At 47.9% G+C, this 23,817-nt stretch carries 19 protein-coding genes; 8 read left to right on the forward strand and 11 right to left on the reverse strand.

The annotated features are described in order from the left end of the window. Nucleotides 1–212 precede the first annotated feature (212 nt). From HMPREF9370_RS00005 to HMPREF9370_RS00030, 6 genes are all read right to left on the reverse strand, one after another. The gene (locus HMPREF9370_RS00005; protein WP_174262993.1) at nucleotides 213–998 is read right to left on the reverse strand and encodes a cytochrome c1; all 786 of its coding nucleotides are present in this window, start codon (nucleotides 996–998) and stop codon (nucleotides 213–215) included. Nucleotides 999–1,012: 14 nt separating this feature from the next. Next, nucleotides 1,013–2,362 (reverse strand): cytochrome b, encoded by a 1,350-nt coding sequence (locus tag HMPREF9370_RS00010; protein WP_009115149.1) that lies wholly within the window; start codon nucleotides 2,360–2,362, stop codon nucleotides 1,013–1,015. 19 nt (nucleotides 2,363–2,381) lie between these two features. Further along, on the reverse strand, nucleotides 2,382–2,963 hold the full coding sequence (gene petA, locus HMPREF9370_RS00015; protein WP_009115150.1) for a ubiquinol-cytochrome c reductase iron-sulfur subunit: 582 nt from the start codon (nucleotides 2,961–2,963) through the stop codon (nucleotides 2,382–2,384). 124 nt (nucleotides 2,964–3,087) lie between these two features. Further along, entirely contained in the window at nucleotides 3,088–3,837 is a 750-nt protein-coding gene (locus tag HMPREF9370_RS00020; protein WP_009115151.1) for a Nif3-like dinuclear metal center hexameric protein, read from the reverse strand. A 150-nt stretch (nucleotides 3,838–3,987) separates the two neighbouring features. Further along, nucleotides 3,988–4,809: a tRNA pseudouridine(38-40) synthase TruA gene (truA, locus tag HMPREF9370_RS00025; protein ID WP_009115152.1), complete on the reverse strand. Its 822-nt coding sequence runs from the start codon at nucleotides 4,807–4,809 to the stop codon at nucleotides 3,988–3,990. A gap of 97 nt (nucleotides 4,810–4,906) precedes the next feature. Beyond that, complete coding sequence (locus HMPREF9370_RS00030; protein WP_009115153.1) at nucleotides 4,907–6,793, reverse strand: FimV/HubP family polar landmark protein; 1,887 nt, start codon at nucleotides 6,791–6,793, stop codon at nucleotides 4,907–4,909. 315 nt (nucleotides 6,794–7,108) lie between these two features. Here HMPREF9370_RS00030 and HMPREF9370_RS00035 point away from each other — a divergent pair, with 315 nt between their 5' ends. From HMPREF9370_RS00035 to HMPREF9370_RS00055, 5 genes are read left to right on the forward strand one after another with little or no spacing between them, the layout of a single operon-like run. After that, entirely contained in the window at nucleotides 7,109–7,657 is a 549-nt protein-coding gene (locus HMPREF9370_RS00035; protein WP_009115154.1) for a septation protein A, read from the forward strand. Then, on the forward strand, nucleotides 7,657–7,950 hold the full coding sequence (locus HMPREF9370_RS00040; RefSeq protein WP_009115155.1) for a YciI family protein: 294 nt from the start codon (nucleotides 7,657–7,659) through the stop codon (nucleotides 7,948–7,950). The genes HMPREF9370_RS00035 and HMPREF9370_RS00040 overlap by 1 nt, the downstream gene beginning before the upstream one ends. Nucleotides 7,951–7,979: 29 nt before the next feature. Further along, nucleotides 7,980–8,249 (forward strand): BolA family protein, encoded by a 270-nt coding sequence (locus tag HMPREF9370_RS00045; RefSeq protein ID WP_009115156.1) that lies wholly within the window; start codon nucleotides 7,980–7,982, stop codon nucleotides 8,247–8,249. Nucleotides 8,250–8,279: 30 nt separating this feature from the next. Beyond that, the gene (locus tag HMPREF9370_RS00050; protein WP_009115157.1) at nucleotides 8,280–9,152 is read left to right on the forward strand and encodes a peptidylprolyl isomerase; all 873 of its coding nucleotides are present in this window, start codon (nucleotides 8,280–8,282) and stop codon (nucleotides 9,150–9,152) included. A 22-nt stretch (nucleotides 9,153–9,174) separates the two neighbouring features. After that, on the forward strand, nucleotides 9,175–9,927 hold the full coding sequence (locus HMPREF9370_RS00055; protein ID WP_009115158.1) for a peptidylprolyl isomerase: 753 nt from the start codon (nucleotides 9,175–9,177) through the stop codon (nucleotides 9,925–9,927). Between the two features lie 76 nt (nucleotides 9,928–10,003). Here HMPREF9370_RS00055 and ettA read toward each other — a convergent pair whose 3' ends face one another. Then, nucleotides 10,004–11,677, reverse strand: a complete 1,674-nt coding sequence (gene ettA, locus HMPREF9370_RS00060) for an energy-dependent translational throttle protein EttA (RefSeq protein ID WP_040666697.1) — start codon at nucleotides 11,675–11,677, stop codon at nucleotides 10,004–10,006. A 465-nt stretch (nucleotides 11,678–12,142) separates the two neighbouring features. Here ettA and HMPREF9370_RS00065 point away from each other — a divergent pair, with 465 nt between their 5' ends. The 3 genes from HMPREF9370_RS00065 to HMPREF9370_RS00075 all read left to right on the forward strand — a co-directional run bounded on the left by HMPREF9370_RS00065 (nucleotide 12,143) and on the right by HMPREF9370_RS00075 (nucleotide 17,155). Continuing rightward, complete coding sequence (locus HMPREF9370_RS00065) at nucleotides 12,143–15,967, forward strand: DUF3683 domain-containing protein (RefSeq protein ID WP_009115160.1); 3,825 nt, start codon at nucleotides 12,143–12,145, stop codon at nucleotides 15,965–15,967. A 111-nt stretch (nucleotides 15,968–16,078) separates the two neighbouring features. Then, on the forward strand, nucleotides 16,079–16,648 hold the full coding sequence (locus HMPREF9370_RS00070; protein WP_009115161.1) for a DUF1415 domain-containing protein: 570 nt from the start codon (nucleotides 16,079–16,081) through the stop codon (nucleotides 16,646–16,648). 144 nt (nucleotides 16,649–16,792) lie between these two features. After that, a complete protein-coding gene (locus HMPREF9370_RS00075; protein WP_009115162.1) occupies nucleotides 16,793–17,155 on the forward strand; it encodes a YbaN family protein in 363 nt (120 codons plus the stop codon). A 4-nt stretch (nucleotides 17,156–17,159) separates the two neighbouring features. On the opposite strand, the gene HMPREF9370_RS11895 is transcribed toward HMPREF9370_RS00075, so the two are convergent. From HMPREF9370_RS11895 to HMPREF9370_RS12365, 4 genes are all read right to left on the reverse strand, one after another. Further along, nucleotides 17,160–17,339: a hypothetical protein gene (locus HMPREF9370_RS11895; protein WP_156792940.1), complete on the reverse strand. Its 180-nt coding sequence runs from the start codon at nucleotides 17,337–17,339 to the stop codon at nucleotides 17,160–17,162. A 9-nt stretch (nucleotides 17,340–17,348) separates the two neighbouring features. Then, nucleotides 17,349–17,831 carry a GNAT family N-acetyltransferase gene (locus HMPREF9370_RS00080; RefSeq protein ID WP_040667231.1) on the reverse strand — a complete coding sequence of 161 codons (483 nt, stop codon included), beginning with the start codon at nucleotides 17,829–17,831 and terminating at the stop codon, nucleotides 17,349–17,351. 92 nt (nucleotides 17,832–17,923) lie between these two features. Then, nucleotides 17,924–20,407, reverse strand: a complete 2,484-nt coding sequence (locus HMPREF9370_RS00085) for a hypothetical protein (RefSeq protein WP_040666700.1) — start codon at nucleotides 20,405–20,407, stop codon at nucleotides 17,924–17,926. Between the two features lie 165 nt (nucleotides 20,408–20,572). After that, nucleotides 20,573–23,317: a M10 family metallopeptidase C-terminal domain-containing protein gene (locus HMPREF9370_RS12365; RefSeq protein WP_009115166.1), complete on the reverse strand. Its 2,745-nt coding sequence runs from the start codon at nucleotides 23,315–23,317 to the stop codon at nucleotides 20,573–20,575. Nucleotides 23,318–23,817 lie beyond the last annotated feature (500 nt).

Genomic DNA, 23,817 nt, shown 5'->3' on the forward strand with positions numbered 1-23,817 from the left:
GTCTGCCTGAAATATAGCTTTCAGACAGGCATGTTTTTCTTCAGAAAACTAACATAGGTGCTCCTTGACACACAGTTTTCTATATAGTCATAGCCACTTACTCAATAACAATATCATCCATACTTGAGGTTTCACTTCAATCTTGTTTAATCATGCAATAAAGTAAAAAAGCGAAACTTAAAGTTTCGCTTTTTTTAATAACCAACTGAAAATCAATGCACATCTTTCCAATATTCTTTTTTCAGAAAATACGCCAGTGGAAGCATAACAGCAAACAAGAATATCATGACAATATAACCTAACTGCTTGCGTTGTAATTGTGCCGGTTCACCCATATAAACTAAGAAAGTTACCAAATCTTTAGCGTAGTTATCAAATTCCTTTTCAATAACTTTGCCATCAGGTGTACGGCGGCTGTGTAAACCTGTTGTCTCCCAATGAAGCTTAGGCACCAAAACACCATGCTCATTTTTAATCCATACAGGCTGGCCTTTATCATCTAATTCAACTGCTTTAACACCTTGTTGCTCCCACAATGGGTGTGGCATACCTACTTTATCAAATACTGTATTGTTCCAGCCTGTTGGGCGAGTTGGATCTTTATAAAATCCTCTTAGATAAGCGTATAAATAATCAGCCCCTCTAGAACGGGCAATCAGTGTTAGATCAGGCGGCTCTGCACCGAACCATTTTTTCGCATCAGCAGGTGCCATGGCAGACTGCATCACATCACCAACTTTATCAGTAGTAAACATCAGATTCGTTTTGATTTGATCCTCAGTCAACCCAATATCTTGCAACCGGTTAAAGCGCATGCCTGTTGCAGAGTGGCATGAAAGGCAGTAATTCGTAAAAATTTGTGCGCCTCGCTGCAAAGCCACTTCATCACCCAAATTAATTTCTACTTTCGGATAATCGCCGCCACCTGCTGCGATTGCCATACTCATTGGTGCTGTCAATAACAAGGCAGCAAACCAGTTTTTCCAAATTTTTTTCATTTTTACTGCCCTCATCAAATTAAAGTCGCGAAGAGATATGAACCTACTACGGTAATCGCAACATACACAAAGAATAATATCTTATTGCGTGTACTACTCATCGTAACGCGCTCCGGAACCGGAAGAGTTTTATCCTTTTTAGTATAAATAGGCATTAATAAGAAGAAAGCAAAGTAAATGATGCTAAGAATCTGTGACACAATCGTGCGTGTATCAGTTGCTACTTTGGCACCTAAAATACCCAAGCCAATGAAAGAAATGATAAACAGTACCAACATCACCTTAAAAACCGGACCACGGTAACGAATTGATTTTACCGGTGAACGATCTAACCACGGTAACAGAGCAATCAGTACTACTGCCGCACCCATGGCCAATACACCCCATACTTGTGTACCTGCAAATGAAGGTACCGCACGCAAAATTGCATAGAATGGTGTGAAATACCATACAGGCGCAATATGCGCAGGGGTTTTCAACGGATTCGCAGGATCGAAGTTAGGCGCTTCTAAGAAATATCCACCACCTTCAGGTGCAAAAAACATAACAGCACAAAATACAATCAGGAATACCACAACACCTAAAATATCTTTCACTGTGTAATACGGATGGAAAGGAATGCCATCAAGCGGGATACCGTTTTCATCTTTTAATTTTTTGATTTCAACACCATCAGGGTTATTGGAGCCAACTTCATGCAAAGCAATCAAGTGCGCCACAACTAAACCAACCAACACTAAAGGAACTGCTATCACATGCAGAGCGAAAAAACGATTGAGTGTAGCATCAGAAACGTTGAAATCACCACGGATCCAAGTAGATAAATCAGGACCAATTACAGGAATAGCGGCGAACAGATTAATAATTACTTGTGCACCCCAGAATGACATTTGGCCCCATGGAAGCAGATAACCCATAAAAGCTTCAGCCATCAAGGCCAGGAAAATCAACGAACCGAAAACCCAAACTAATTCACGCGGCTTTTTGAATGAACCATAAATCAGACCACGGAACATATGCAAATATACCACCACAAAGAACATGGATGCGCCGGTAGAGTGCATGTAACGAATAATCCAACCACCGGAAACATCCCGCATGATATATTCCACCGCAGTGAATGCAGCAGGCATATGATAAGAATTTAGATTACCATCCGGCTTATAGTTCATTGTCAGAAAAATACCGCTGACAATTTGAATGACCAGTACAAGCATGGCCAACGAGCCGAAGAAATACCAGAAGTTGAAGTTTTTAGGCGCGTAATACTCGGTTACGTGCTCTTTCATCATTTTAGACAAAGGGAAACGTGCGTCTACCCAGCCTAACAATGATTTGTTTTCATTATTGGTTTGGTTTGCCATGATTGAGTCCCTTTATATTTTAGTCTTCGCCCACTAAGATTGTGGTATCACTCAGATATTTATAAGGAGGAATAACCAGATTGGTTGGTGCAGGAACACCTTTGTACACGCGGCCTGCTAAATCAAATTTTGAACCGTGACAAGGGCAGAAGAACCCGCCTTTCCAGTCTGCACCCAAATCAGCCGGCGCAATGTCGGGACGGTAGGTTGGCGAGCATCCCAAATGCGTACAGATGCCGATAGAAACCCAAATATTGGGCTTAATAGAACGCAACGGATTTTTACAATACTCCGGTTGCTGCTCATCGTTTGAATTAGGGTCAGTCAGCGCACCGTTAAGAGTTGGCAGATCTTTAATCTGCTGCTCCGTCCGGTTTACCACCCAAATCGGTTTACCTTGCCATTCCGCAGTTGTAAGCTGACCTGCTTCAATTTTGCTTACGTCAATTTCTACAGGTGCTCCTGCTGCTTTGGCTTTTTCCGACGGAAAGAAGCTGGCCAAAAGCGGTGTTGCCACGCCAACTGCTGCTACTCCGCCGGCGCCTGCTGTTGCCAACGTTAAAAAGCGGCGGCGGCTTGTGTTGATTTCTTTGTTATCCATTTATTTAGTCATCCTAAATTATTTGGGAATACCGAGCCATTAAACTACGTAATTCTAACCGATTTTGCCTATAGACTTAAAGTATTATTTAAAATAACGTAAAGTTTTACAGTAAACTTTGATTTCAAGCAGGGTTTTGCTCATCAAAACAGTAAAGCTCCACGCCAAAACGGCTTTTAATCGCTTCGCCTAAAGCCTGCACGCCATAACGTTCGGTTGCATGATGGCCTGCGCTAATAAATGCAACACCTGTTTCATTAGCCAAATGGTATTGTGCTTCAGAAATTTCACCGGTGATATAGGCATCTACACCTTCATCGATAGCTTGTTGGAAAAAATTCTGAGCCCCACCAGTACACCACGCCAATTTCCTAATTTCTTTAGAATTATTTCCCACAACAATAGGCTCACGCTCTAATTCATGAGCCAACATGGCTGCAACTACTGTTAAAGACTGCGTTTCAGACAGGCATCCTATATTCAATAAATTTTGCTCTCCCGTCTGTTTTTCTACAATCCAGCCCATTCGTTTAGCAAGCTGGGCATTATTTCCTAATTTAGGATGTGCATCCAGAGGCAGATGGTAACCCACCATATTAATTTGGTGTTGCAGCAAAGTTGCAATGCGCTGCTTTTTCCAACCAGTAATGGTTACGGGCTCACTTCTCCAAAACATGCCATGATGCACAAGCAACATATCGGCTTGTTGGGTAGCTGCATATTCTATTGCTGCAAAGCTTGCAGTTACAGAAGTCACAATTCTCTCAACTTTGGAACAGCCTTCAACTTGAAGTCCATTCGGAGCATAGTCAGAAAAGTTTGTAACTTGCAGGGTATCGTCACACCAATCAAGGATATCTTGGCGGGCAGCCATTTCGTCGTTCCTCTCACAAATATCGGTTTCTTAAATTAAGCCTATCTGATAGGATATTGACACGTTTAGTCTTACAAAACTATACAACGTAATAATTTAGGCACTCTACCTCAAATGCCTGTCTGAAAAATTTCAGACAGGCATTATCTTTTACACAGACCAAAGCCAATCTGGTATCGACGGCGTCTTCACGCCCCATTTATCAGGATAATCCACACCTGTTAAATATAAACCATCAGGCATAAACGTAGGCGGTGCTTTCATACGGCTTTTTTCTGCAATCAAATCTTTAAATTGCCGCACAGTTAATCGACCACTTCCTACATACACCAGCGCCCCCACTATATTCCGAACCATATGATGCAAAAACGCATTACCATGCAAATCCAACATCATCAAAGAAGGCCGACCACTTAATTTCGCACTATAAAGCGTTTTAACCGGAGATTTCGCCTGACACTGTGATGCTCGAAAGCTAGAGAAATCATGCTCTCCTACCAAACAAGTAACCGCATCTTTCATCGCACTCATATCCAACACATTATGCGTCCACCCCACCTTGCCTATTAACAAAGGGGAGCGGACAGCAGAAGATTGCAAAACATAACGGTAGCGTCGACCGGTTGCATCAAAGCGTGCATGAAAACACGAATCTACTGCTATTGCCTGCAACACTGCCAAACCTTGTGGCAAATAAGTATTCACACCGCGTACCCAAGCTTGTGGCGGACGCTTTACCAAAGCATCAAAATGAACCACTTGAGCACTTGCATGCACTCCTGTATCGGTTCTACCCGCCGCAATAACGTTAATTGGCTCTCCCGCAATATTGCCGATTGCTTGCTCTAATGCTTCTTGAGCTGTTAACACACCATCAGCCTGTTTTTGCCATCCAAAAAATCGGCTACCATCATAAGACAATATCAACGCCCATCTTTGCTTATATTCCTCAATATCAATTGTCTTATCCATTATTATCGTATTCCAAATTCTCTTTAAATCTACCCAACAAACATCATACAGAAAAAGCCTGAGCTTAACTCAGGCTTTTCAAATTTTCAGACAGGCATTAACCTAATTCTGCCAATAATGCTTTAGATTTAGCCAGAATATCACCGCTGGCCTCCTCTACTAATTCATTTAACGTTTCACGAGCAGCATCAGGGTCACCAATCTCAATGTACATTTGAGCCAATTCATATTTAGCTTCCAAGGGTGCCGTCATACCCACAGACTCTGAAACAAAACCTACATTTCCATCAGCATCCCCAAATTGAACGCTATCCCATTCAATAACGGTGTCATCATCTGCTTCTGTAATATGTGTATTAGAGAAATCTTCTTCGGCTGCAACATCACCCGCTTCCACAACCAATCCAGATTGATCAAGGCTTAACGGGCCTTCATCATCTTCAGGTTGAATTTCTTGAATTTCTACTCGTTGTGCTTCCGACTCCACTTCCGACGCAGGGAAAGCGTGGGTATCTTCTGCTTTTGGTTCCTCTACTGTTTGAACTGATTCAACAACCTCAAGCTGCTCCTCTACTTGCCCTTCACTTACCACAGATGATTCAAGCGTTGTAGCAGTAAGGGCAGTTTCAACTTCTTCAGGAGCAGCATCAACTTCTTTAGAAATAGAGGATGCTTCAACCGCTAAAGCTTCTTCCGTTTCTTCAATTACTTCCTCTGCCACTTCGATATGAACGGATTCTTCCGGCAAATCAAACTCTAACGGAGCATGCTTACCATCTTCAGCATCAGCTATACAAGAAGAGGACTCATCATCTTCGCTTACTGCAACCTCTACATCAACAATATCTTCTTCTGCCTCAACTTTTACAGATGTCGGCTCTTCTTCATAGATACTGTCTGTTGATTCAATCTCGTCCCAATCTGCATCACGACGCTTATTGGTTTCTTCATCATTTGTTACTGCACTGCTAACGATACCGCCTTGATCATCTAGTGCACTCAAGTCAATATCTACTTCACCGGCAGGTACTTCTTTAGGTTGCTTCGCTTGCTCTACATCACTGAAAAAGATACTCTCTTCTTCATCCTTAACCTCAGACACAGCCGCTGCACCAGCAACTGGCGCAACTGTTTGTGTTGTTTTTTCTACAGGCTCAGGCTCATTTAAATTCTCATCAACAAAAACATCCTTAGGTTTTTTATTGCCTTTCATTTTGTTGAAGATGAACAACCCCAACAAACCAATGCCTAATAAAACTACCCACAACAAAGATGATCTGCTTTTTTCTTTCTCTTCTGCTTCCACAGGAGGTAAAGCTTCTGCTTTTTCCTTATCGGCCTGCTCTGCTTGAGTCGGCTGGGTTGTTTTGGCAACTTCCGCTGAATCTGCTGATGGCTGTACGGCTGAAGCTGTTTTCGGAGCAACAACCTCTTCTGCTTTCTGTACCGGTTTTGCCGGAACACTTTCTGATGCTTTTATCTCTAGCGGCTTTTTCTCTTCAACTGGCTTGGGCACTTCAACAGGCTTAACTGGTTCGACAGTTTTCGGCTCTACAGGAACAATGACAGGAAACTGCTTAACTTGGCTTGCAGCTGAATCTGAAGCAGGAGGTGCCGTTCTTTTATCAATAGCAGGCTGCCCATCCAGCTTAGACAACTCAAGTGATGAAGGTATAACCAACACCTCACCCGCGCGGATAAAATTAATATTACCGTTTTTAAAGGCTCTGGGATTGGCTTTAACCAATGCACGGATTGTTTCGTTCAAGCTTGCATCAGCGGGGCGGAAACGGGCAGCAATCTGAGCCAAAGTTTCACCTTGACGAACAGTATAATGACCCTTTTCCTGCTTCGCAGAAGCATCCGGCATATTTGTTTCCGGCGCAGCAACCGCACCCAAAGAAACAATCATAGAAACGGATAATGCGATCAGTTTTATACGACTGTTGATTTTCAAAACTTGCCCCCCAAGCTGGATTTTCACGTATACACATTCATGCAGAAATCATTATCCATGACTCTGCGAAATTTGATAGCAATTTAAAATAACTCCCGTATGATATATTTGATTAGGCTGCATTGCCAAGCAAACTTGATATTTTTACTCCGATTATAATGACCGATTGCAACTTAAACGCTACTTTAAATTTGTTTCTTTAAGTAGTTTATGCAAATAGAGACTCCACCCTAAGCTTTCTTAACATATCTTGATGCCCCAAGCCCTTTCTACTCTGTTATGATACTTCTCTATTTACACGAACTTATCGTTGGTTATTGATTAAAGCTATTTTCTATCATTATGAAAATTTTAAGTGATCTGATTGCCGTTATACTCTTTTTCATTACTTACACCATCACCAAAAACATTATTTGGGCAACTGCAGTTGCCCTGGTAATCGGTATTATTCAGGCCGGTTTCGCATGGATGAAGCATAAAAAACTTGATACCATGCAAAAAGTCGGATTAATTTTAATTGTAGTATTCGGTGGCGCCACTATTCTTTTCAAAAACGGCGCATTCATCATGTGGAAACCGACCTTGCTTTTCTGGGCTGGCGCGGCTGCCATTGCCATCAGTCACTTTATGAAAAAAAACGGACTTAAGGCCTTAATGGGAAAGGAACTAACACTACCGGACATTATTTGGAACCGTTTAGCCTATATGTGGATCAGTTTCCTTTTTATTATGGGTGTAATTAATTTGGCTGTAGCCTATCCTTTTACACCTGCACGGGAGCCTGTGTGGGTTCAATACAAAATGTACGGTTCAACCGGACTAATGCTGGCCTTTGTGCTGGCACAAGGTTTCTACTTAAGCCGGCATCTTCCTCAGGAGAATCAACAATAATGAGCAAACAATATTTCATGCTACTGGCAACCGACGGAGAAAATGTGCATGAAGCACGAGTAGCCGCCCGCCCCTCCCATCTTGCCCGCCTGGAGCAGTTAAAAGAACAAGGTGATTTGCTAACTGCAGGCCCCAACCCTTTGCCAGAAAACCCCGAACGTGTGTCCGGCAGCCTGATTATTGCCAAATTTGAAAGCTTGGACGCTGCCCAAGCGTGGGCCGAGGCAGATCCTTATGTGGACGCCGGCGTATATGAAGAGATATTAATCAAGCCTTTCAAAGCTGTTTTTTAATTCAGCCTACTTTTATCTTGAGCGCAATAATGGATATGCAAGACACGATTCAAAGCCGCTTACAATTCCTTGACCCTCAAGTGTTTGAGTTTCAGGATGACAGCCATTTACATATCGGGCATGCCGGCAACAAAGGCGGCGGTCATTATTCAATTACAGTGGTCAGTGAACACTTTGATCAAATATCTCGTCTAAACCGGCAGCGTATGGTAAAAGAAGCTCTGCAAGACCTTTTTTCACAAGGTTTAATACACGCTTTAAGCATGCGCACATTAACCCCCGACGAATATTTTTCCTAACCCCCTAAATCCCCCGTAGAAAGTATAACCATGCAAAAAACCTATCTTGCCGCTATTCTCGCCGTACTTTCCGGCAGCCTGATGGCACAAACCGTTGTTACCGTAAATGGTACAAAAATAGACAGCAGCACCGTAGATGCAGTTGTCCGAAACCTCCAGCAACAAAGCAACGGTCAAATTACCGATAACCCTGAGTTACGCAACGAAATTACCCGCCGTCTGGCCGTAAGCACCATAATTGCCCAAGAGGCAAAAAAACTGAAACTCGACCAAAGCAACGCATACAAGCAAGCTACCGAGCAAGCACGGGCTGCCGCAAAAAAAGCTGGGGCCGACAAACAGCCTTCATTCAAACAAGAATGGGCAATGTATGAAACCGACCTGCTCAACCAAGCCTATTTTGCCGATGTCACCCAAAAAAATCCGGTTAGTGAAACAGAAGTTAAACAAGCCTACGACAGGCTGACCAACCATTACAAAGGCACACAAGAAGTGCAACTTGGTGAAATCGTTACCCAAAATAGCAACGATGCCGAAAAAGCCCTTGGCGAATTGAAAAAGAAAAAAAGCTTCCAAGAAGTTGCCACAAAATATTCTATTGATCCCCAAGCCAAGCAAACCGGCGGTATCGTAGCCACCTATGTTCCGCTCAAAGACCTGCAACAAGCCAATCCACCTATGTATCAGGCAATTCACAATTTGCGCAAAGGTTCGCATACAGAGAAACCGCTTCAAGACAATAATGGAATTTATGCCATTTTTTATGTAAACGACAAACGCAACATTACCATTCCGCCTTATGACCAAATCAAAGCGCGTATCGGCAGCGATCTGCAAGAAGCCCGCATCGCAGAAGCCGTAGACAGCTTGGTGCAAAAAGCCAATATCCAACCCGCCCGCTAACATACTGTTTTCAGAAAACACCATGAAAAGAAAAGCATTATTAACCGCTCTTACCTTAACCTTCACAGGTGTTGCATTTGCCGCTCCTGAAATTGACAAAGCCCGCATCGACAGCATGGCCGCCATGTTTTTAAAACAAGCCGAGCAAGATCCAAACCGCCGTGGCAATATTGACGGTGAAGAAATCCGTCGTCAAGCCACCCGCCGCTTGCAGACTTTGGAAGTATTAAAAAATGAGGCCATCAAAGTAGGCTTGGATAAAGATGCCGAATTGCAAAACCAATTGAAAAACATCGAAGCTGAAGTATATGCCAGCGCTTATACCGAATATCTGGAGCAAAAAACAGAAGTCAGTGAAAGCGATGTACGCAAGTTTTACGACCAGATTGCCAGAACAGTAAAAATCCAGCAAATCGCCTTTAACACACCCGAAGAAGCGAAGGCTGCGCAGGAATTATTGCTAAAAGGCCTCAGCTTCGACGAATTAATCAAACGCTACCCTGATCAGAATCAACATACAAACAACTTTGTTCACCCTCAGGAACTTGATCCCGCCATCAGCAAAATCATTGCCCCAATGACACGCGGCGAAATTACCAAAGAGCCTGTTCGATACAAAGACAAGTTTTATCTGATTAAACTTGCCGCAGAAGAACGAAGCCCTGAAATCCCACCTTTCGGCCAGATCCGGGAACAATTGGTTGAAGAGACCAAACAGCAAAAAGTTCGCGAACAGATTGCCCAAATTTTGAAAAACAACGGCATCACGCCTTGATTGTTTATCATTAAGTTGCATTAAACGAATGCTTGTCTGAAAAAATTTTCAGACAGGCATTTTTCTCAACTCACAATCAACGCGTTACCGGCTTATAACGAATCCGTTTCGGTTTGGCGCCCTCTTCACCCAAGCGGTGTTTTTTATCGGCTTCGTATTCCTGATAGTTGCCGTCGAAGAACACCCATTTCGAGTCGCCTTCGCAAGCCAGAATGTGGGTGGCGATACGGTCGAGGAACCAGCGGTCGTGCGAAATCACCATCACGCTGCCGGCAAATTCCAGCAAAGCATCTTCCAGCGCACGCAGGGTTTCCACGTCCAAATCATTGGAAGGTTCGTCCAGCAGCAGCACATTACCGCCCGACAGCAAAGTTTTCGCCAAATGCAGGCGGCCGCGTTCACCGCCGGAAAGGTTGCCGGCCAGCTTGCTTTGGTCGCTGCCTTTGAAGTTGAAACGGCCCAAGTAAGCGCGGGCGGGAATTTCAAACTGGCCGACTTGCAGAATATCGCGGCCTTCGGCGATGTTGTCGAACACGGTTTTGTCATTTTGCAAACCTTCGCGGCTTTGGTCGATCAGCGACATTTTCACGGTTTGGCCGATTTTCACTTCGCCGCTGTCCGGCTGCTCTTTACCGGCAATCATTTTAAACAGGGTCGATTTACCCGCGCCGTTGGGGCCGATGATGCCGACAATCGCACCGGGCGGCACTTTGAAGCTCAAATCGTCGATTAAGAGCTTGTCGCCGAACGACTTGCTCACGTTTACAAACTCGATCACTTCATTACCCAAACGCTCGGCCACGGGAATAAAGATTTCCTGCGTTTCATTGCGTTTTTGGTATTCATAATTGGACATTTCTTCAAAGCGGGCCAAACGCGCTTTGGATTTGGCTTGGCGGCCTTTGGCATTTTGGCGCACCCATTCCAACTCCTGTTTCATGGCTTTCAGGCGGGCGGCTTCGGTTTTAGCTTCGTTTTCCAAGCGTTTTTCTTTCTGCTCCAGCCAAGAAGAGTAATTGCCTTTCCACGGAATGCCGTGACCGCGGTCAAGCTCGAGAATCCATTCGGCGGCGTTATCCAAGAAATAACGGTCGTGCGTAACGGCCACTACCGTGCCGGGGAAGCGCACCAAAAACTGCTCGAGCCACTCCACCGATTCGGCATCCAAGTGGTTGGTCGGCTCGTCCAAAAGCAGCATATCCGGCTTGCTCAACAACAGCTTGCACAAGGCCACGCGGCGTTTTTCACCACCGGAAAGATTGCCGATTTTGGCATCCCATTCGGGCAGGCGCAGCGCATCGGCGGCGATTTCCAATTCATGCTCCATACCGCCGCCGCTTGAAGAACCTGCGGCGATAATCGCCTCCAAACGACCCTGTTCTTCCGCCAGCGCATCAAAGTCGGCATCCGGATCGGCATACGCGGCATACACTTCTTCCAAACGCTTCTGCGCGGCCGCCACTTCTCCCAAGCCGCTTTCCACTTCTTCGCGCACGGTTTTTTCAGGATCCAGCTCCGGTTCTTGCGGCAGATAGCCGATTTTGATGCCGCTCATCGGCACGGCTTCACCTTCAAACTCTTTATCTACGCCTGCCATAATGCGCAACACGGTGGATTTGCCCGCGCCGTTCAAACCGAGCAGGCCGATTTTCGCGCCCGGGAAAAACGACAAGGAAATGTCTTTAATAATGGTCTTTTGCGGCGGCACCACTTTGCTCACGCGCAGCATGGAATAAACGTATTGGCTCATAGCTTTCTCTACATATCTACAAATTTTGCACCGAATGGTGTTTTCAGACAGGCATTGTGCGCATCCGATACAATGCCTGTCTGAAAACACCAGCTCTCAAATCAGGTTTTATTCTAACTGATAGACACCGATTTACAAAGCCGGCAGCGCCCATGATTGGATTGCCAACATATTGAAAATTGTTGACAAATTTTTCACTTCATGAAAATAGTGCATATGCTTCCACTATAAATTTCAATTGAAAAAAAGCTTAAATTACACTACATTAGCAGCTTTCCCAAGACACCAGCAGCACACGCACCACCTTACCCGAGCAGCAAAAACAGATAAAAAACCGAGTAAACCACCCGACATCCGGGCACAGCAAACCCCATTTGCCGGACATAAAAAATCAAACTATCACCTATCAAAACAAATCCAATAATTTATAATTAGCAAATAAATAGAAAAACGGAACCGCCCGCCATGACCACACAACAACGCATACGCGAAATCCCCTACAACTACACATCTTATTCCGACCGTGAAATCGTGATCCGCCTTTTGGGCGAAGAAGCGTGGAACGTGCTGCAAATCCTGCGCGGCCAGCGCAGAACCGGCCGCTCGGCGCGGATGCTGTTTGAAGTGTTGGGCGATATTTGGGTGGTGATGCGCAATCCTTATTTGGTGGACGACCTGCTCGAACACCCCAACCGCCGCGAAGCTTTGGTGAAAGAAATGCGCCACCGCTTAAACGAAATCCAAAAGCGCCGCGACGACAACGAGCAAGTTGCCGAATTATTGAAAGCAGCCGAAGCGGCTGTGGCGCGGTTTGACGAAAGCTTTGAAACTACCCGCAAAAAGCGCGAACAGATTCTGGCGCGTCTCTCCAAAATCACCCAAAAAGACAACATCATGTTCGACGGCCTCGCCCGCGTGGTGCACGTTACCGACGCTACCGACTGGCGCGTGGAATATCCGTTTGTGGTGGTGAATCCCGACACCGAAGCCGAAGTCGCGCCTTTGGTGAAAGCCTTAATCGAGCTGGATTTAACCATCATTCCGCGCGGCGGCGGCACGGGCTATACTGGCGGCGCGGTGCCGCTCGATGCCATGAGTGCGGTTATCAACACCGAAAAACTCGACAAACACAACGGCGTGGAATATGTGGAACTGCCCGGCTTGGAAGGCAAGCACCCGATTATCCATTGCGGCGCGGGCGTGGTAACGCGTCGGGTGGAGGAAACCGCCACTGCTGCCAAACTGGTATTCGCGGTTGACCCGACTTCCGCCGACGCTTCCTGCGTGGGCGGCAACGTGGCCATGAACGCGGGTGGTAAAAAAGCCGTATTGTGGGGTACTGCACTCGATAACCTTGCCTACTGGAAAATGGTCAACCCGCAAGGCGAATGGCTGAAAATCGAGCGTGTGCGCCACAACTTCGGCAAAATCCACGACGAAAAAACCGCCGTTTTCGATGTGCACACATTGGATTCAGACGGCCTCAACATCGTTAAAACCGAACGCTTGGAAATCGACGGCCGCAAATTCCGCAAAGTCGGCCTCGGCAAAGACGTTACCGACAAATTCCTCAGCGGCCTGCCCGGCGTACAAAAAGAAGGCACCGACGGCATCATCACCAGCGTGGCCTTCGTGCTGCACACCATGCCGAAATACATCCGCACCGTGTGCTTGGAATTTTTCGGCACGGTTGCCAACGCCACGCCGTCTATCGTGGAAATCCGCGACTACATGCTCGGCCACGGCAGCGTGAAGCTGGCCGGTTTGGAACATCTCGACTGGCGCTATGTGCGCGCGGTCGGCTACGCCACCAAAGCGGCGGGTAAAGGCCGCCCGAAAATGGTGCTGATTGCCGACATTGTGAGCGACGACGAAGCCGCCGTAGCCGATGCCGCCGAGCATATCGTCAAACTGGCGCAAGCCCGCGACGGCGAAGGCTTTATCGCCGTTACCCCCGAAGCGCGCAAAACCTTCTGGCTCGACCGCAGCCGCACCGCCGCCATCGCCAAACACACCAACGCCTTTAAAATCAATGAAGACGTAGTGATTCCGCTGGAGCGTTTGGGCGAGTATTCAGACGGCATCGAGCGCATCAACATCGAACTGTCGATTAAAAACAAACTGGCTTTGTGCAACGCCCTACAACAATACCTGCAAGGCCGCCTGCCGGTGGACAAAATGGGCACCGACCTGCCCGGCAGCGAATTGTTGGGCGAACGCGCCAAACACGCGCTCCAACACGTTTCCGCCGTGAAAGAGCGTTGGGAATGGCTGCTTAGCAACCTCGACACGCCTTTGGGCGAATACAAACAACGCTACGGCCATGCCGTCCACGCCGCGCCCGAAGCGAAAGACGAAGAAAGCTGCTTCATTGCCTTCCGCGATTTCCGCCTGCGCGTGTCGATTAAAGCCGACGTAATGAAACCCCTGTCTGAAATCTTCAGCGGCAAGGCCGACACCAAAATCATGGAAGGTTTGGCCAAGATTCACAGCCGCGTGGTACGCGGGCGCGTGTTCGTCGCCCTGCACATGCACGCGGGCGACGGCAACGTCCATACCAATATTCCCGTGAATTCAGACGATTACGACATGCTGCAAACCGCCCATAAAGCGGTGGAACGCATCATGAAAATCGCCCGCAGCCTCAACGGCGTGATTTCCGGCGAACACGGCATCGGCATTACCAAGCTCGAATTCCTCACCGACGAAGAAATGCAGCCCTTCTGGGACTACAAAGCCAAAGTCGATCCGCAAGGCCGCTTCAACCGCCACAAACTGATGCGCGGCTCGGATTTGCGCAACGCCTACACGCCCTCATTCGAGTTGCTCGGCGTAGAATCGCTGATTATGGAACAGTCCGACCTCGGCACCATCGCCGAATCGGTAAAAGACTGCCTGCGCTGCGGCAAGTGCAAACCCGTGTGCAGCACCCATGTGCCGCGCGCCAACCTGCTGTACAGCCCGCGCAACAAAATCCTCGGTGTCGGTTTGCTAACCGAAGCATTTTTATACGAAGAACAAACCCGCCGCGGCGTATCGCTGCGCCACTTCGACGAATTAAACGACCTCGGCGACCACTGCACCGTGTGCCACCGCTGCGTGAAACCCTGCCCCGTCAACATCGATTTCGGCGACGTAACCGTAGCCATCCGCAACTATCTGCGCAAAACCGGCAAACGCAAGTTCAACCCCGCCGTTGCCGCCGGCATGGCCTTCCTCAATGCCAAAGACCCGCGCACCATCCAAGTGTTGCGCAAAGGCGTGGTGGAAGCCGGTTTCAAATTGCAGAATCTGGCCTACAACTGGGGCAAAAAAGCCCACATCGGAGCAGGCCGTCTGAAAAAAGCCCCCAAAGCCACCACGGGCGGCTCGCCGATTAAAGAGCAAGTGGTTCACTTCATCAACCGCCCGCTGCCGCGCCATGTGCCGATTAAAACCGCGCGCGCTTGGCTGAACATCGAAGACAACAAAACCGTGCCGATTATCCGCAACCCGCAACTGCCCGAAGACAGCGAAGCCGTGTTCTACTTCCCCGGCTGCGGTTCCGAGCGCCTGTTCAGCCAAGTCGGCTTGGCCACGCAAGCCATGCTGTGGCATGCCGGCGTACAAACCGTGCTGCCGCCGGGCTACCTCTGCTGCGGCTATCCGCAAGACGCAGGCGGCAACCACGACAAAGCCGAACAGATGACCACCGAAAACCGCGTGCTCTTCCACCGTTTGGCCAACACCTTAAACTACCTCGACATCAAAACCGTGGTCGTGAGCTGCGGCACCTGTTACGACCAGCTGGAAAAATACCGCTTCGAAGACATTTTCCCCGGCTGCCGCATCATTGATATTCATGAATTTTTATTGGAAAAAGGCATCAAGCTCGACGGCGTGAGCGGCCAGCAATACCTATATCACGACCCCTGCCACAGCCCGATCAAAACCATGAACGCCACCAAAATGACCAGCGAACTGATGGGCAAAGAAGTGGTGTTGAGCGACCGCTGCTGCGGCGAATCGGGCATGTTTGCCGTCAAACGCCCCGACATCGCCACGCAAGTGAAATTCCGCAAACAGGAAGAAATCGAGAAAAACCTCAAGCAGCTGCCGCAGGGCGAGCCGGTAAAAATGCTCACCTCCTGCCCCGCCTGCCTGCAAGGTTTGAGCCGCTACACCGACGACAACACCATGCCCGCCGACTACATCGTGGTGGAAATGGCGAAACACATCCTCGGCGACAACTGGCAAAACGAGTTTGTCGAAAAAGCCAACAACGGCGGCATCGAGAAAGTGTTGCTGTAAGCCTTTTCCAACAAATATCCGCACCAACCATGCCTGTCTGAAAATACTTTATGTGTTTTCAGACAGGCATGGTTATAATTGCAACCCGTTCTTATAAAGCAATATTGTGTTATGACACTTTCCGACCAAACCGTTATCGAGCATACCCGCATTTGGCTGGAAAAAGCCGTAATCGGGCTGAATCTCTGCCCCTTTGCCAAAGCGCCCTATGCCAAAAACCGCGTGCGCATCGCCGTGAGCCATGCCAAGCATCTTGACGGTTTTTTGGAAGACCTCGACCGTGAGCTGCAACTTCTGGCAGAAACGCCGCCGGAAGAAACCGAAACCAGCCTGCTGGTTCATCCCGGATTGTTCGCCGATTTCCACCAGTTCAACGATATGCTTGATTTCGCCGATCAGGCGGTTATCGACAATGATTTGGAAGGCATCATCCAAATCGCGCCGTTTCACCCCGGCTTTATGTTTGAAGGCACGGAAGAACACGACATCAGCAACTACACCAACCGCTCGCCCTACCCCACGCTGCATCTGATTCGGGAAGACAGCATTGCCAAAGCTGCCGAAGCGTTTCCCGACGCCGAAGCGATTTTCGGCCGCAATATCGCTTTATTGGAAGAAATGGGGCACGAAGGCTGGGAAAAGCTTGACATTCCTCAAGCCTGCCCGGTTAAACACAAATAATATAGTCAATCAACACATTTTTAATACAAGGCAGCAAGCCACAGACAGTACAAGTAGTACGGCAAGGCGCAGCAACGCCGTAGTAAAAGTTAAGTTGATTGACTATACTCTGCCCTCAGGCACGCACACATATACGGTAAGATTATGATAGTCCGCTCTGTTTTTTGGCTTTTCGGCGCGATTGCCTTAGCTCTGGGCATACTCGGCATTTTTCTGCCGGTGTTGCCGACCACGCCTTTTGTTTTGCTTGCTGCGGTATGCTGGGCGCGCGCCTCGCCGCGTTTTCACCGCTGGCTGCACCGGCACCGCTACTTCGGCCCTATGATTCAAAACTGGGAGCGCAACCGCGCCATTCCCCGCCGCGCCAAATACCTTGCTTGGACGATGATGACGGTTTCCTGCATGATAATGTTTGTCCGCTTCCCCGAACAATGGTGGATTGGCATAGCTGCCAGTGTGATTTGCCTGGCCAGCGGTATCTGGATGAGCCGCTTGCCTGATGCTTAAATCATCAATGCCTGTCTGAAAAGTTTTCAGACAGGCATTCTTCGTTCATTCTCCATTTATAGTTCATCAACTTAAAAACAATACGTTTGCCATACTCGGGCTTGACTTTGACCCGGATATCTTGAGTTCCAGTAACTTTAGGAGATACTCGGGTCAAGTCCGGGTATGACGGCACTGTTGCCATGTAATCGGCTTAACTATATTGCCCCAAATCCAATTTCATCACGCTGACTGTCTCCCCGTTGTACCAACGGGTTTCGATTTCGCGCCAGCCGTAGTGTTCGTAAACCGCCTGCACGTCGGGCGTGTAGAGGTAAAGCTCTCCAATGCCCAGCTGCTTGGCTTCAGACAGGCAATGGCGTACCAACACGCCGCCCACACCCGCTCCGCGCCACGCCGGCAACACAAACACATCGCCCAGCCAATGTTCATATTGCGGCAGCTGCGCGATGTCGTGCCGTTTCAGCGCGGCGCTGCCCAGCAGCCTGCCGCTGTCGGCATCTACCGCCACAAAGGCGCATGGCAAGGTTTCGTGGTTGAGGTATTGTCGGTAATAGGCGCGGATTTTTTCCGGCGACGACCACGGTGCAAAATCGTGCCATTGGGTGAACAGTGCCTGCACCAGCTCTTCGATATGATGGGTGAATTCGTTTAAAGGGTGTATGGCAATCTTCATAAAAATGGACATTGTTTTTTTAAATGCCTGTCTGAAAACAAGCCGGCAGCATTGCTGCATGGCGGTAACAGTTTTCAGACAGGCATTCGGGTTTACGCCATAACGGGGGCGGCAGCAATGATATCTTCCAGTTTCAAATCCTGCGAAGCATGTTGAATCGTGATGCTGTTTTCATAGGCTTGCCCGTCCTGCACGCCGGTGAAGCTGAGTACGCCTGTGTCGGCATGCCAATTCAGCTGCGATTGGTCGGTCAGGTCGCTGAACTTAATGGTATCAAAACCTTTGGTGAAATCGGTAATCACATCATGCCCGCTGTTGCTGTTGATGGTAAACACAAAGGTATCTTTGCCCGCATTGCCGGTGAGGGTATCATTGCCGGCGTTGCCGATGATGATGTCGTCCAAATGGCCGCCAATCAGGGTATCATTGCCGCCTTCGGGATTGGTATCGAGCAGGTCAAGATAGTTTTCGCGCACATATTGATATTTCTGATGCGAAGCGGCGAAATCGTTACCTGAAGGCCGAATGGCTTCGAGGTAATCTGTGAGCCCTTTGAGCGTATCATCATAGCTGCTGCCTTTGATTTTGTCGCCGCCTGCAAAAGGTTCCCATTCCAAATGGTCTATATTGATGCGGTCGCCGATCAGAATGTCGTTAGCCGCGCGGACAAAGCCTTCTCCGGCAACCAGTTTGTCATCGGTTGCTGAAGCGCTTTTGTAGTTATCGCCAATCATTAAATCGGATTTCAACATGCTGCCGTTGAACTCTACGCCTTCTCCGTTGCGGTTGTCTCCTGCGCTGATAACAAATTCGAATTGCTGCGCAGGCGGGCCGTTGGGCTCGAGATGCGACCAATCGTAGCTGAATTTCAAACCAGATGTATCGGTTTTGGCACCGTTGCTCACGGTATAAACAATCTCCGGCGCCTGAAAATTGGTAAACGACATATTGGCATCGAATTTATAGTAGCCATTGGCATTCAATGTGAATTTACCGGTGTCAAACTGCACGGTATCGCCTGCTTTATAGCGCATGCCGTCAATCGTGAAGCCGGTAATGCTTAATAAGCCCACATCTTCACCGTTGAGTGTGCTGCTGGCATTATCCAGCACATTGCCTCTAATGATATCGGTAAAGGTTTCGTTTTCGTCGCCGTCAATCAATTCAGCCTGTGCGGGATCGGGCGGCGTGCTGCCTTGCAAGGTAATTTGCAGGCTGGATTTATCGGTTTTAAAACCGTTGCTCACGGTATATTCAATCGCAGGCAATTTAACCCGAGATTCTGTTGCGGCATTCAAAACATACGCGCCGTCGGCATTCAGCGTAAAGCTGCCCACGCCCTCTATCTGCACGGTTTCGCCTGCTTTATGGCTGGTGCCGTTTACCGTAAATTCGGTTACGGTGAAGTGTGCGTTTTCCAGCACATTACCGGTTACGCTTTTTTCAGCGCTGGTAATGTTTTCATCGGCATCTACCGGTGCGTTTTTATCAATCTGGAAATGTATTTGCGATGAAGAGGCGCCGTATCCGTTGGTAACGGTATAAGCCACGCTGGGAATCCGGCTGTTTGCATCCGCCACATCGCTCGCGTTGATGGTGAACGAGCCGTCACGGTTCATGGTGAATTCGCCTAAATTATCCACTTTCACGGTTTGGCCAGTGGCATAGTAGGCGTTGTTGATGCGGAAGCCGGAAATATAAGGTTTATCGTCGCCCTCATAATTGTCTAATACATTTCCGCTGTCAATACGGCCACTGAGTATTTTGGTGGTATTCAGATCAACATGGGCGTTTGCCTTATCGTTGGCCTCGGCATACGGTGCAGGCGGAATTTTGCTCAAATCGAGATTGATATAAAGCAAGGAATCTTCTGCTTCTTCTCCGTTACTCACGGTATAAGACACTGCCGGCATTTTATGTGAATTAATACGCTGGCCTTCCACCGACAGCTCATAGCTGCCGTCGGCGTTCATTTTGAACGTGCCGATGCCGTAGATTGCAGCAGTTTCGCCCACTTTGTATTTCATGCCGTTGATAACAAAACCATCGATTTTTAATGCGTTTTCAGATTGGTTTTGAGTATTTTCCAATACATTACCGGTCACTTTAGCAGTGTTTGCATCCACCCACTCACCCTTATCGAACAAGGTGCCTGTGTCTACAAAATCTTGATCGGCAAACATGTAAAGCGTTGACTTCACACTCTCTTTGCCATTACTCACGGTATACACTATTTCTGACCGGCCGTAGTCTTGGGTAGCCAATTCCAACACATAGCTGCCGTCGCGGTTCAAGGTAAAGTTGTTCACGCGGCCGTCGCCTTTGTCGGTGATGAACTCACCTGCTTTATAGATTTTGCCGTTAAAGGTGAAATCGGTTACGGTAATGCCGCCCACGTCTTTACCATCGACTTTATTAATGGCATTGGTCAGCAAATTACCTTGATGAACATAACCGCCCGAAGGCGCTGTGCTTGGAAACACATAACGCAGCAGCTCGTCGCCGTCATCAAACCATGTTGCCGGTTTGCGCTTGGCCGCTTGCGGCGGGTTGTGCTGAAATTCGATATTGTCCATGTGCATTCTCCTAAGTATATGTATTGTTGCGGCCTCAGAAATAGGGATAGGCATAAGCGGTATTGTGTTGAATAGTCTTTATTTATGCATTCATCCTATTTCTCCCAATACGACAATGCCTGTCTGAAAAAGTTTTTCAGACAGGCATTGATTCATGCTACCTAGTTAAACAAGCGGTGCGGCAGGTGTCAGCAAATCTTCCAGCTTCGTATCGGTTGAAGCATGTTGGATCGTGATGCTGTTTTCATAGGTTTGGCCATTCTGCTCGCCGGTAAAGCTCAATACGCGGCTTTCGGCATCCCAAATCAGCTGGCTGTTATCGACTAAATCGGTAAACTCGAGTTTGTCTTTCCCTACGGTAAAGTCGGTAATCGTGTCTTGACCGCTGTTGCTATTGATCATAAACACAAAGGTATCGCTGCCTGCGTTGCCGGTAAGCGTATCGTTACCGGCATTGCCGATTAGGATGTCGTCGTTATGGCTGCCGATTAAGGTATCGTCACCGCCCTGAGGATTGGTATCCATCAGTTTGGCATAGTTTTCACGCACATAGTTATACACAGCCTCGTCGCTGTCCACGCCCGGACGGACTGTTTCCATGTAGTCATCCAAGCCTTTTTCCACATCATTGTAGCTGCTGCCTTTGATGGTGGTGGTACCCGTTTGCCATTCCAACATATCAATATTCAAACGGTCGCCCACAAGAATATCGCTGGAAGTACCGTACCAAACGCTGCCTGCATCGAGTTTATCGCTGGTTGCGGGAGCATCTTTGTAATTGTCTCCGATAATCAAGTCGGATTCATAATGCAGCCCCCGTACATCAAACGGTGCACCTGCACGGTTATCGCCTTCCAATACTTCGTAATCATGTTCAAGCGGCACGAGGCCGTCCGCTTCCAAATGACCCCAATCATAACCGAACTTCAATGTAGAAGTATCGGTTTTTGCACCGTTGGTTACAGTATAAGTAATCTCAGGTGAATCATATATGGTTTGCGAAACATTGGCGTCAAAAGTGTAGCTGCCGTCTGAATTTAAGGTAAATCTACCTTGGTCGAACTGAGCAGACTCGCCTGCCGCATAGTGCATTCCGTTAACCGTAAAACCCGTTACGCTCAATTGGCCTACGGGCTGGCCGTTTAGGGTACTTGACGCATTATCCAACACATTTCCGTTATTTTCGCCATGCGTTTCATCTTCATCAACCAATTCCGCTTGGGCAGCTTCGTTGCCGGGTTGTTCCGGTGCTGGTTGCTCTGGAGCTGGCTGTTCTGGGGCAGGCTGTTCTGGGGCAGGCTGTTCTGGGGCAGGCTGTTCTGGAGCTGGCTGTTCCGGTACTGGCTGTTCCGGTACTGGCTGTTCCGGTACTGGCTGTTCCGGTGCTGGCTGTTCCGGTGCTGGCTGTTCCGGTGCTGGCTGTTCTGGAGCAGGTTGTTCAGGAGCAGGTTGCTCGGGCGCGCTGCTGCCCAGTGTAATTTCCAAGCTTGAAGTGTCGGTTTTGAAGCCGTTGCTCACGGTATATTCAATTTCAGGCACGGTTACACCGGCGGCGGCATTGCTTGCATCCAATGTGTAAGTACCGTCGGCGTTCAAAGTAAAGCTGCCCACGCCTTCGATCTGCACGGTTTCGCCGGCTTTATATGCGGTGCCGTTTACCGTAAATTCGGTTACGGTATAGTTTGCATTTTCCAACACTTGGCCGGTTACCGTTTTCTCTGTGCTGTTTACGTTTTCATCTTCGTCAGACGGATCATCTTTATCAATCTGGAAACGCATAAGCGAAGAAGATGCTTTATAACCGTTGGTTACGGTATAAGCCACACTCGGCACCCAAGCGTTTTCATCGGCAATCTCGCTGGCGTTGATGCGGTAAGAGCCGTCGCGGTTCATGGTAAACTCGCCCAAATTCTCTACTTTAACGGTTTGGCCCGCTGCGTAATAAACATTACCGATACGGAAACCGGCGATATAAGGTTTATCGTCACCTTCGTATTGATCCAGCACGTTGCCGCCGTCCACCCTGCCGCTCAGCACTTTCGTGGTGCTCAAATCCACAATCGGATCGGCCTTGTCGTTGGCTTCGGCATAAGGCGCATCAGGAATCTGGCTGCGGTCGATGGAGATATAGAGCAAAGCATCTTCCGTGCCTTCCCCATTGTTAATCATATAGCTTATAACCGGCATTTTGGCAGCATCTACGCGCTGACCTTCCACTGAAAATTCATAGCTGCCGTCGGCATTTAATTTAAACGTACCGATACCGAAAATCGCCGCCACATCGCCGGCATTGTATTTCATGCCGTCAATCACAAAGCCGTCTATCGTTAACTCTTTACCGGCTTTATTGACTGTGTTTTCCAGTACATTGCCGCTCACTTTACCGGTGGCATCGTCCACCCATTCGCCTGCATCTAAAAACGAATCTTTGTCGTTGGCAATGATATCCACGGCATCCGAAGGATCAAGATGGGCACCCCAGCTTTCAATGGTCAGATTGATTTTGGAATCGACAGTGGTATCGCCGTCGGCAACTTTATAGCCGATTTGCAAGCCGCTGATATGGCCGCCGTTTTCAACTTCCAACACATACGAACCGTCTTTATTCAGCGTGAAATTTTTAAGCTTGCTTGATTCGTCGCCCTTCACAACCTCTCCCGGCCGATAGGTTTTACCGTCTAAGGTGAACTCTGTTACGGACGCACCCTCGGCTTTAACTTTCTGTGTGCCTTCCCAATAATGGGCGTTGTCCAACACATTACCGGTATGAATATCGGTTTTGATATCAATATGCGGCAAAATCACATGAAGTTCTTCGCTTTCGTCCACCAACTTTCTGCCAGCTTCGGCCACTGCGTTTTGATCGGCAAGTTGCGTTGTTGTGTTTTGCAAGGTATCGGTATTGCTCATATAGACTCTCCTGTTTCAAGTGGGGGTAAATATGCTATTTCATGCATTTGAATTATTCTTGTAATACGACTATGCCTGTCTGAAAAAGTTGTTGTTTCAGACAGGCATTTAAGCTATTTAACACTCCGCCCGAGATTGTTTTCTTCCACGCAACAATTATTTTATTCCTGTCTAAAATGGCCTACCCCATGCAACCGCTCAACAGCCTTAGCTTACCGCCCGCTTGCCGCGATAAAATAAAATGCCTGTCTGAAAACCAGATATAGGTTTTCAGACAGGCATGGTTAAGGATAATTAACGTTTATTACGGCTTTCGGCAAATTAATCAAAAGCCAAAGTTATTATTCATCAATTTAGCCCACAATTTCCATTGCTGCTTCATCTAATGCAAGCGATGAATGCATAGCCGGTGCAGATAGTTTTTCTGCATATTTGAAACAACTGTGTCCATCCGTTTCTTTACTGCCGCATCCAACTCCAACCGTTTCTGCAAGATTGTT

The organism is Neisseria wadsworthii 9715 (genome assembly GCF_000227765.1).
Lineage (GTDB): Bacteria > Pseudomonadota > Gammaproteobacteria > Burkholderiales > Neisseriaceae > Neisseria > Neisseria wadsworthii.

Coding starts and splice junctions, on each gene's coding strand:
- HMPREF9370_RS00005 (WP_174262993.1), bottom strand. CDS start 998: ATGAAAAAAATTTGGAAAAACTGGTTTGCTGCCTTGTTATTGACAGCA.
- HMPREF9370_RS00010 (WP_009115149.1), bottom strand. CDS start 2,362: ATGGCAAACCAAACCAATAATGAAAACAAATCATTGTTAGGCTGGGTA.
- petA (WP_009115150.1), bottom strand. CDS start 2,963: ATGGATAACAAAGAAATCAACACAAGCCGCCGCCGCTTTTTAACGTTG.
- HMPREF9370_RS00020 (WP_009115151.1), bottom strand. CDS start 3,837: ATGGCTGCCCGCCAAGATATCCTTGATTGGTGTGACGATACCCTGCAA.
- truA (WP_009115152.1), bottom strand. CDS start 4,809: ATGGATAAGACAATTGATATTGAGGAATATAAGCAAAGATGGGCGTTG.
- HMPREF9370_RS00035 (WP_009115154.1), top strand. CDS start 7,109: ATGAAAATTTTAAGTGATCTGATTGCCGTTATACTCTTTTTCATTACT.
- HMPREF9370_RS00040 (WP_009115155.1), top strand. CDS start 7,657: ATGAGCAAACAATATTTCATGCTACTGGCAACCGACGGAGAAAATGTG.
- HMPREF9370_RS00045 (WP_009115156.1), top strand. CDS start 7,980: ATGGATATGCAAGACACGATTCAAAGCCGCTTACAATTCCTTGACCCT.
- HMPREF9370_RS00050 (WP_009115157.1), top strand. CDS start 8,280: ATGCAAAAAACCTATCTTGCCGCTATTCTCGCCGTACTTTCCGGCAGC.
- HMPREF9370_RS00055 (WP_009115158.1), top strand. CDS start 9,175: ATGAAAAGAAAAGCATTATTAACCGCTCTTACCTTAACCTTCACAGGT.
- ettA (WP_040666697.1), bottom strand. CDS start 11,677: ATGAGCCAATACGTTTATTCCATGCTGCGCGTGAGCAAAGTGGTGCCG.
- HMPREF9370_RS00065 (WP_009115160.1), top strand. CDS start 12,143: ATGACCACACAACAACGCATACGCGAAATCCCCTACAACTACACATCT.
- HMPREF9370_RS00070 (WP_009115161.1), top strand. CDS start 16,079: ATGACACTTTCCGACCAAACCGTTATCGAGCATACCCGCATTTGGCTG.
- HMPREF9370_RS00075 (WP_009115162.1), top strand. CDS start 16,793: ATGATAGTCCGCTCTGTTTTTTGGCTTTTCGGCGCGATTGCCTTAGCT.
- HMPREF9370_RS11895 (WP_156792940.1), bottom strand. CDS start 17,339: ATGGCAACAGTGCCGTCATACCCGGACTTGACCCGAGTATCTCCTAAA.
- HMPREF9370_RS00080 (WP_040667231.1), bottom strand. CDS start 17,831: ATGAAGATTGCCATACACCCTTTAAACGAATTCACCCATCATATCGAA.
- HMPREF9370_RS00085 (WP_040666700.1), bottom strand. CDS start 20,407: ATGGACAATATCGAATTTCAGCACAACCCGCCGCAAGCGGCCAAGCGC.
- HMPREF9370_RS12365 (WP_009115166.1), bottom strand. CDS start 23,317: ATGAGCAATACCGATACCTTGCAAAACACAACAACGCAACTTGCCGAT.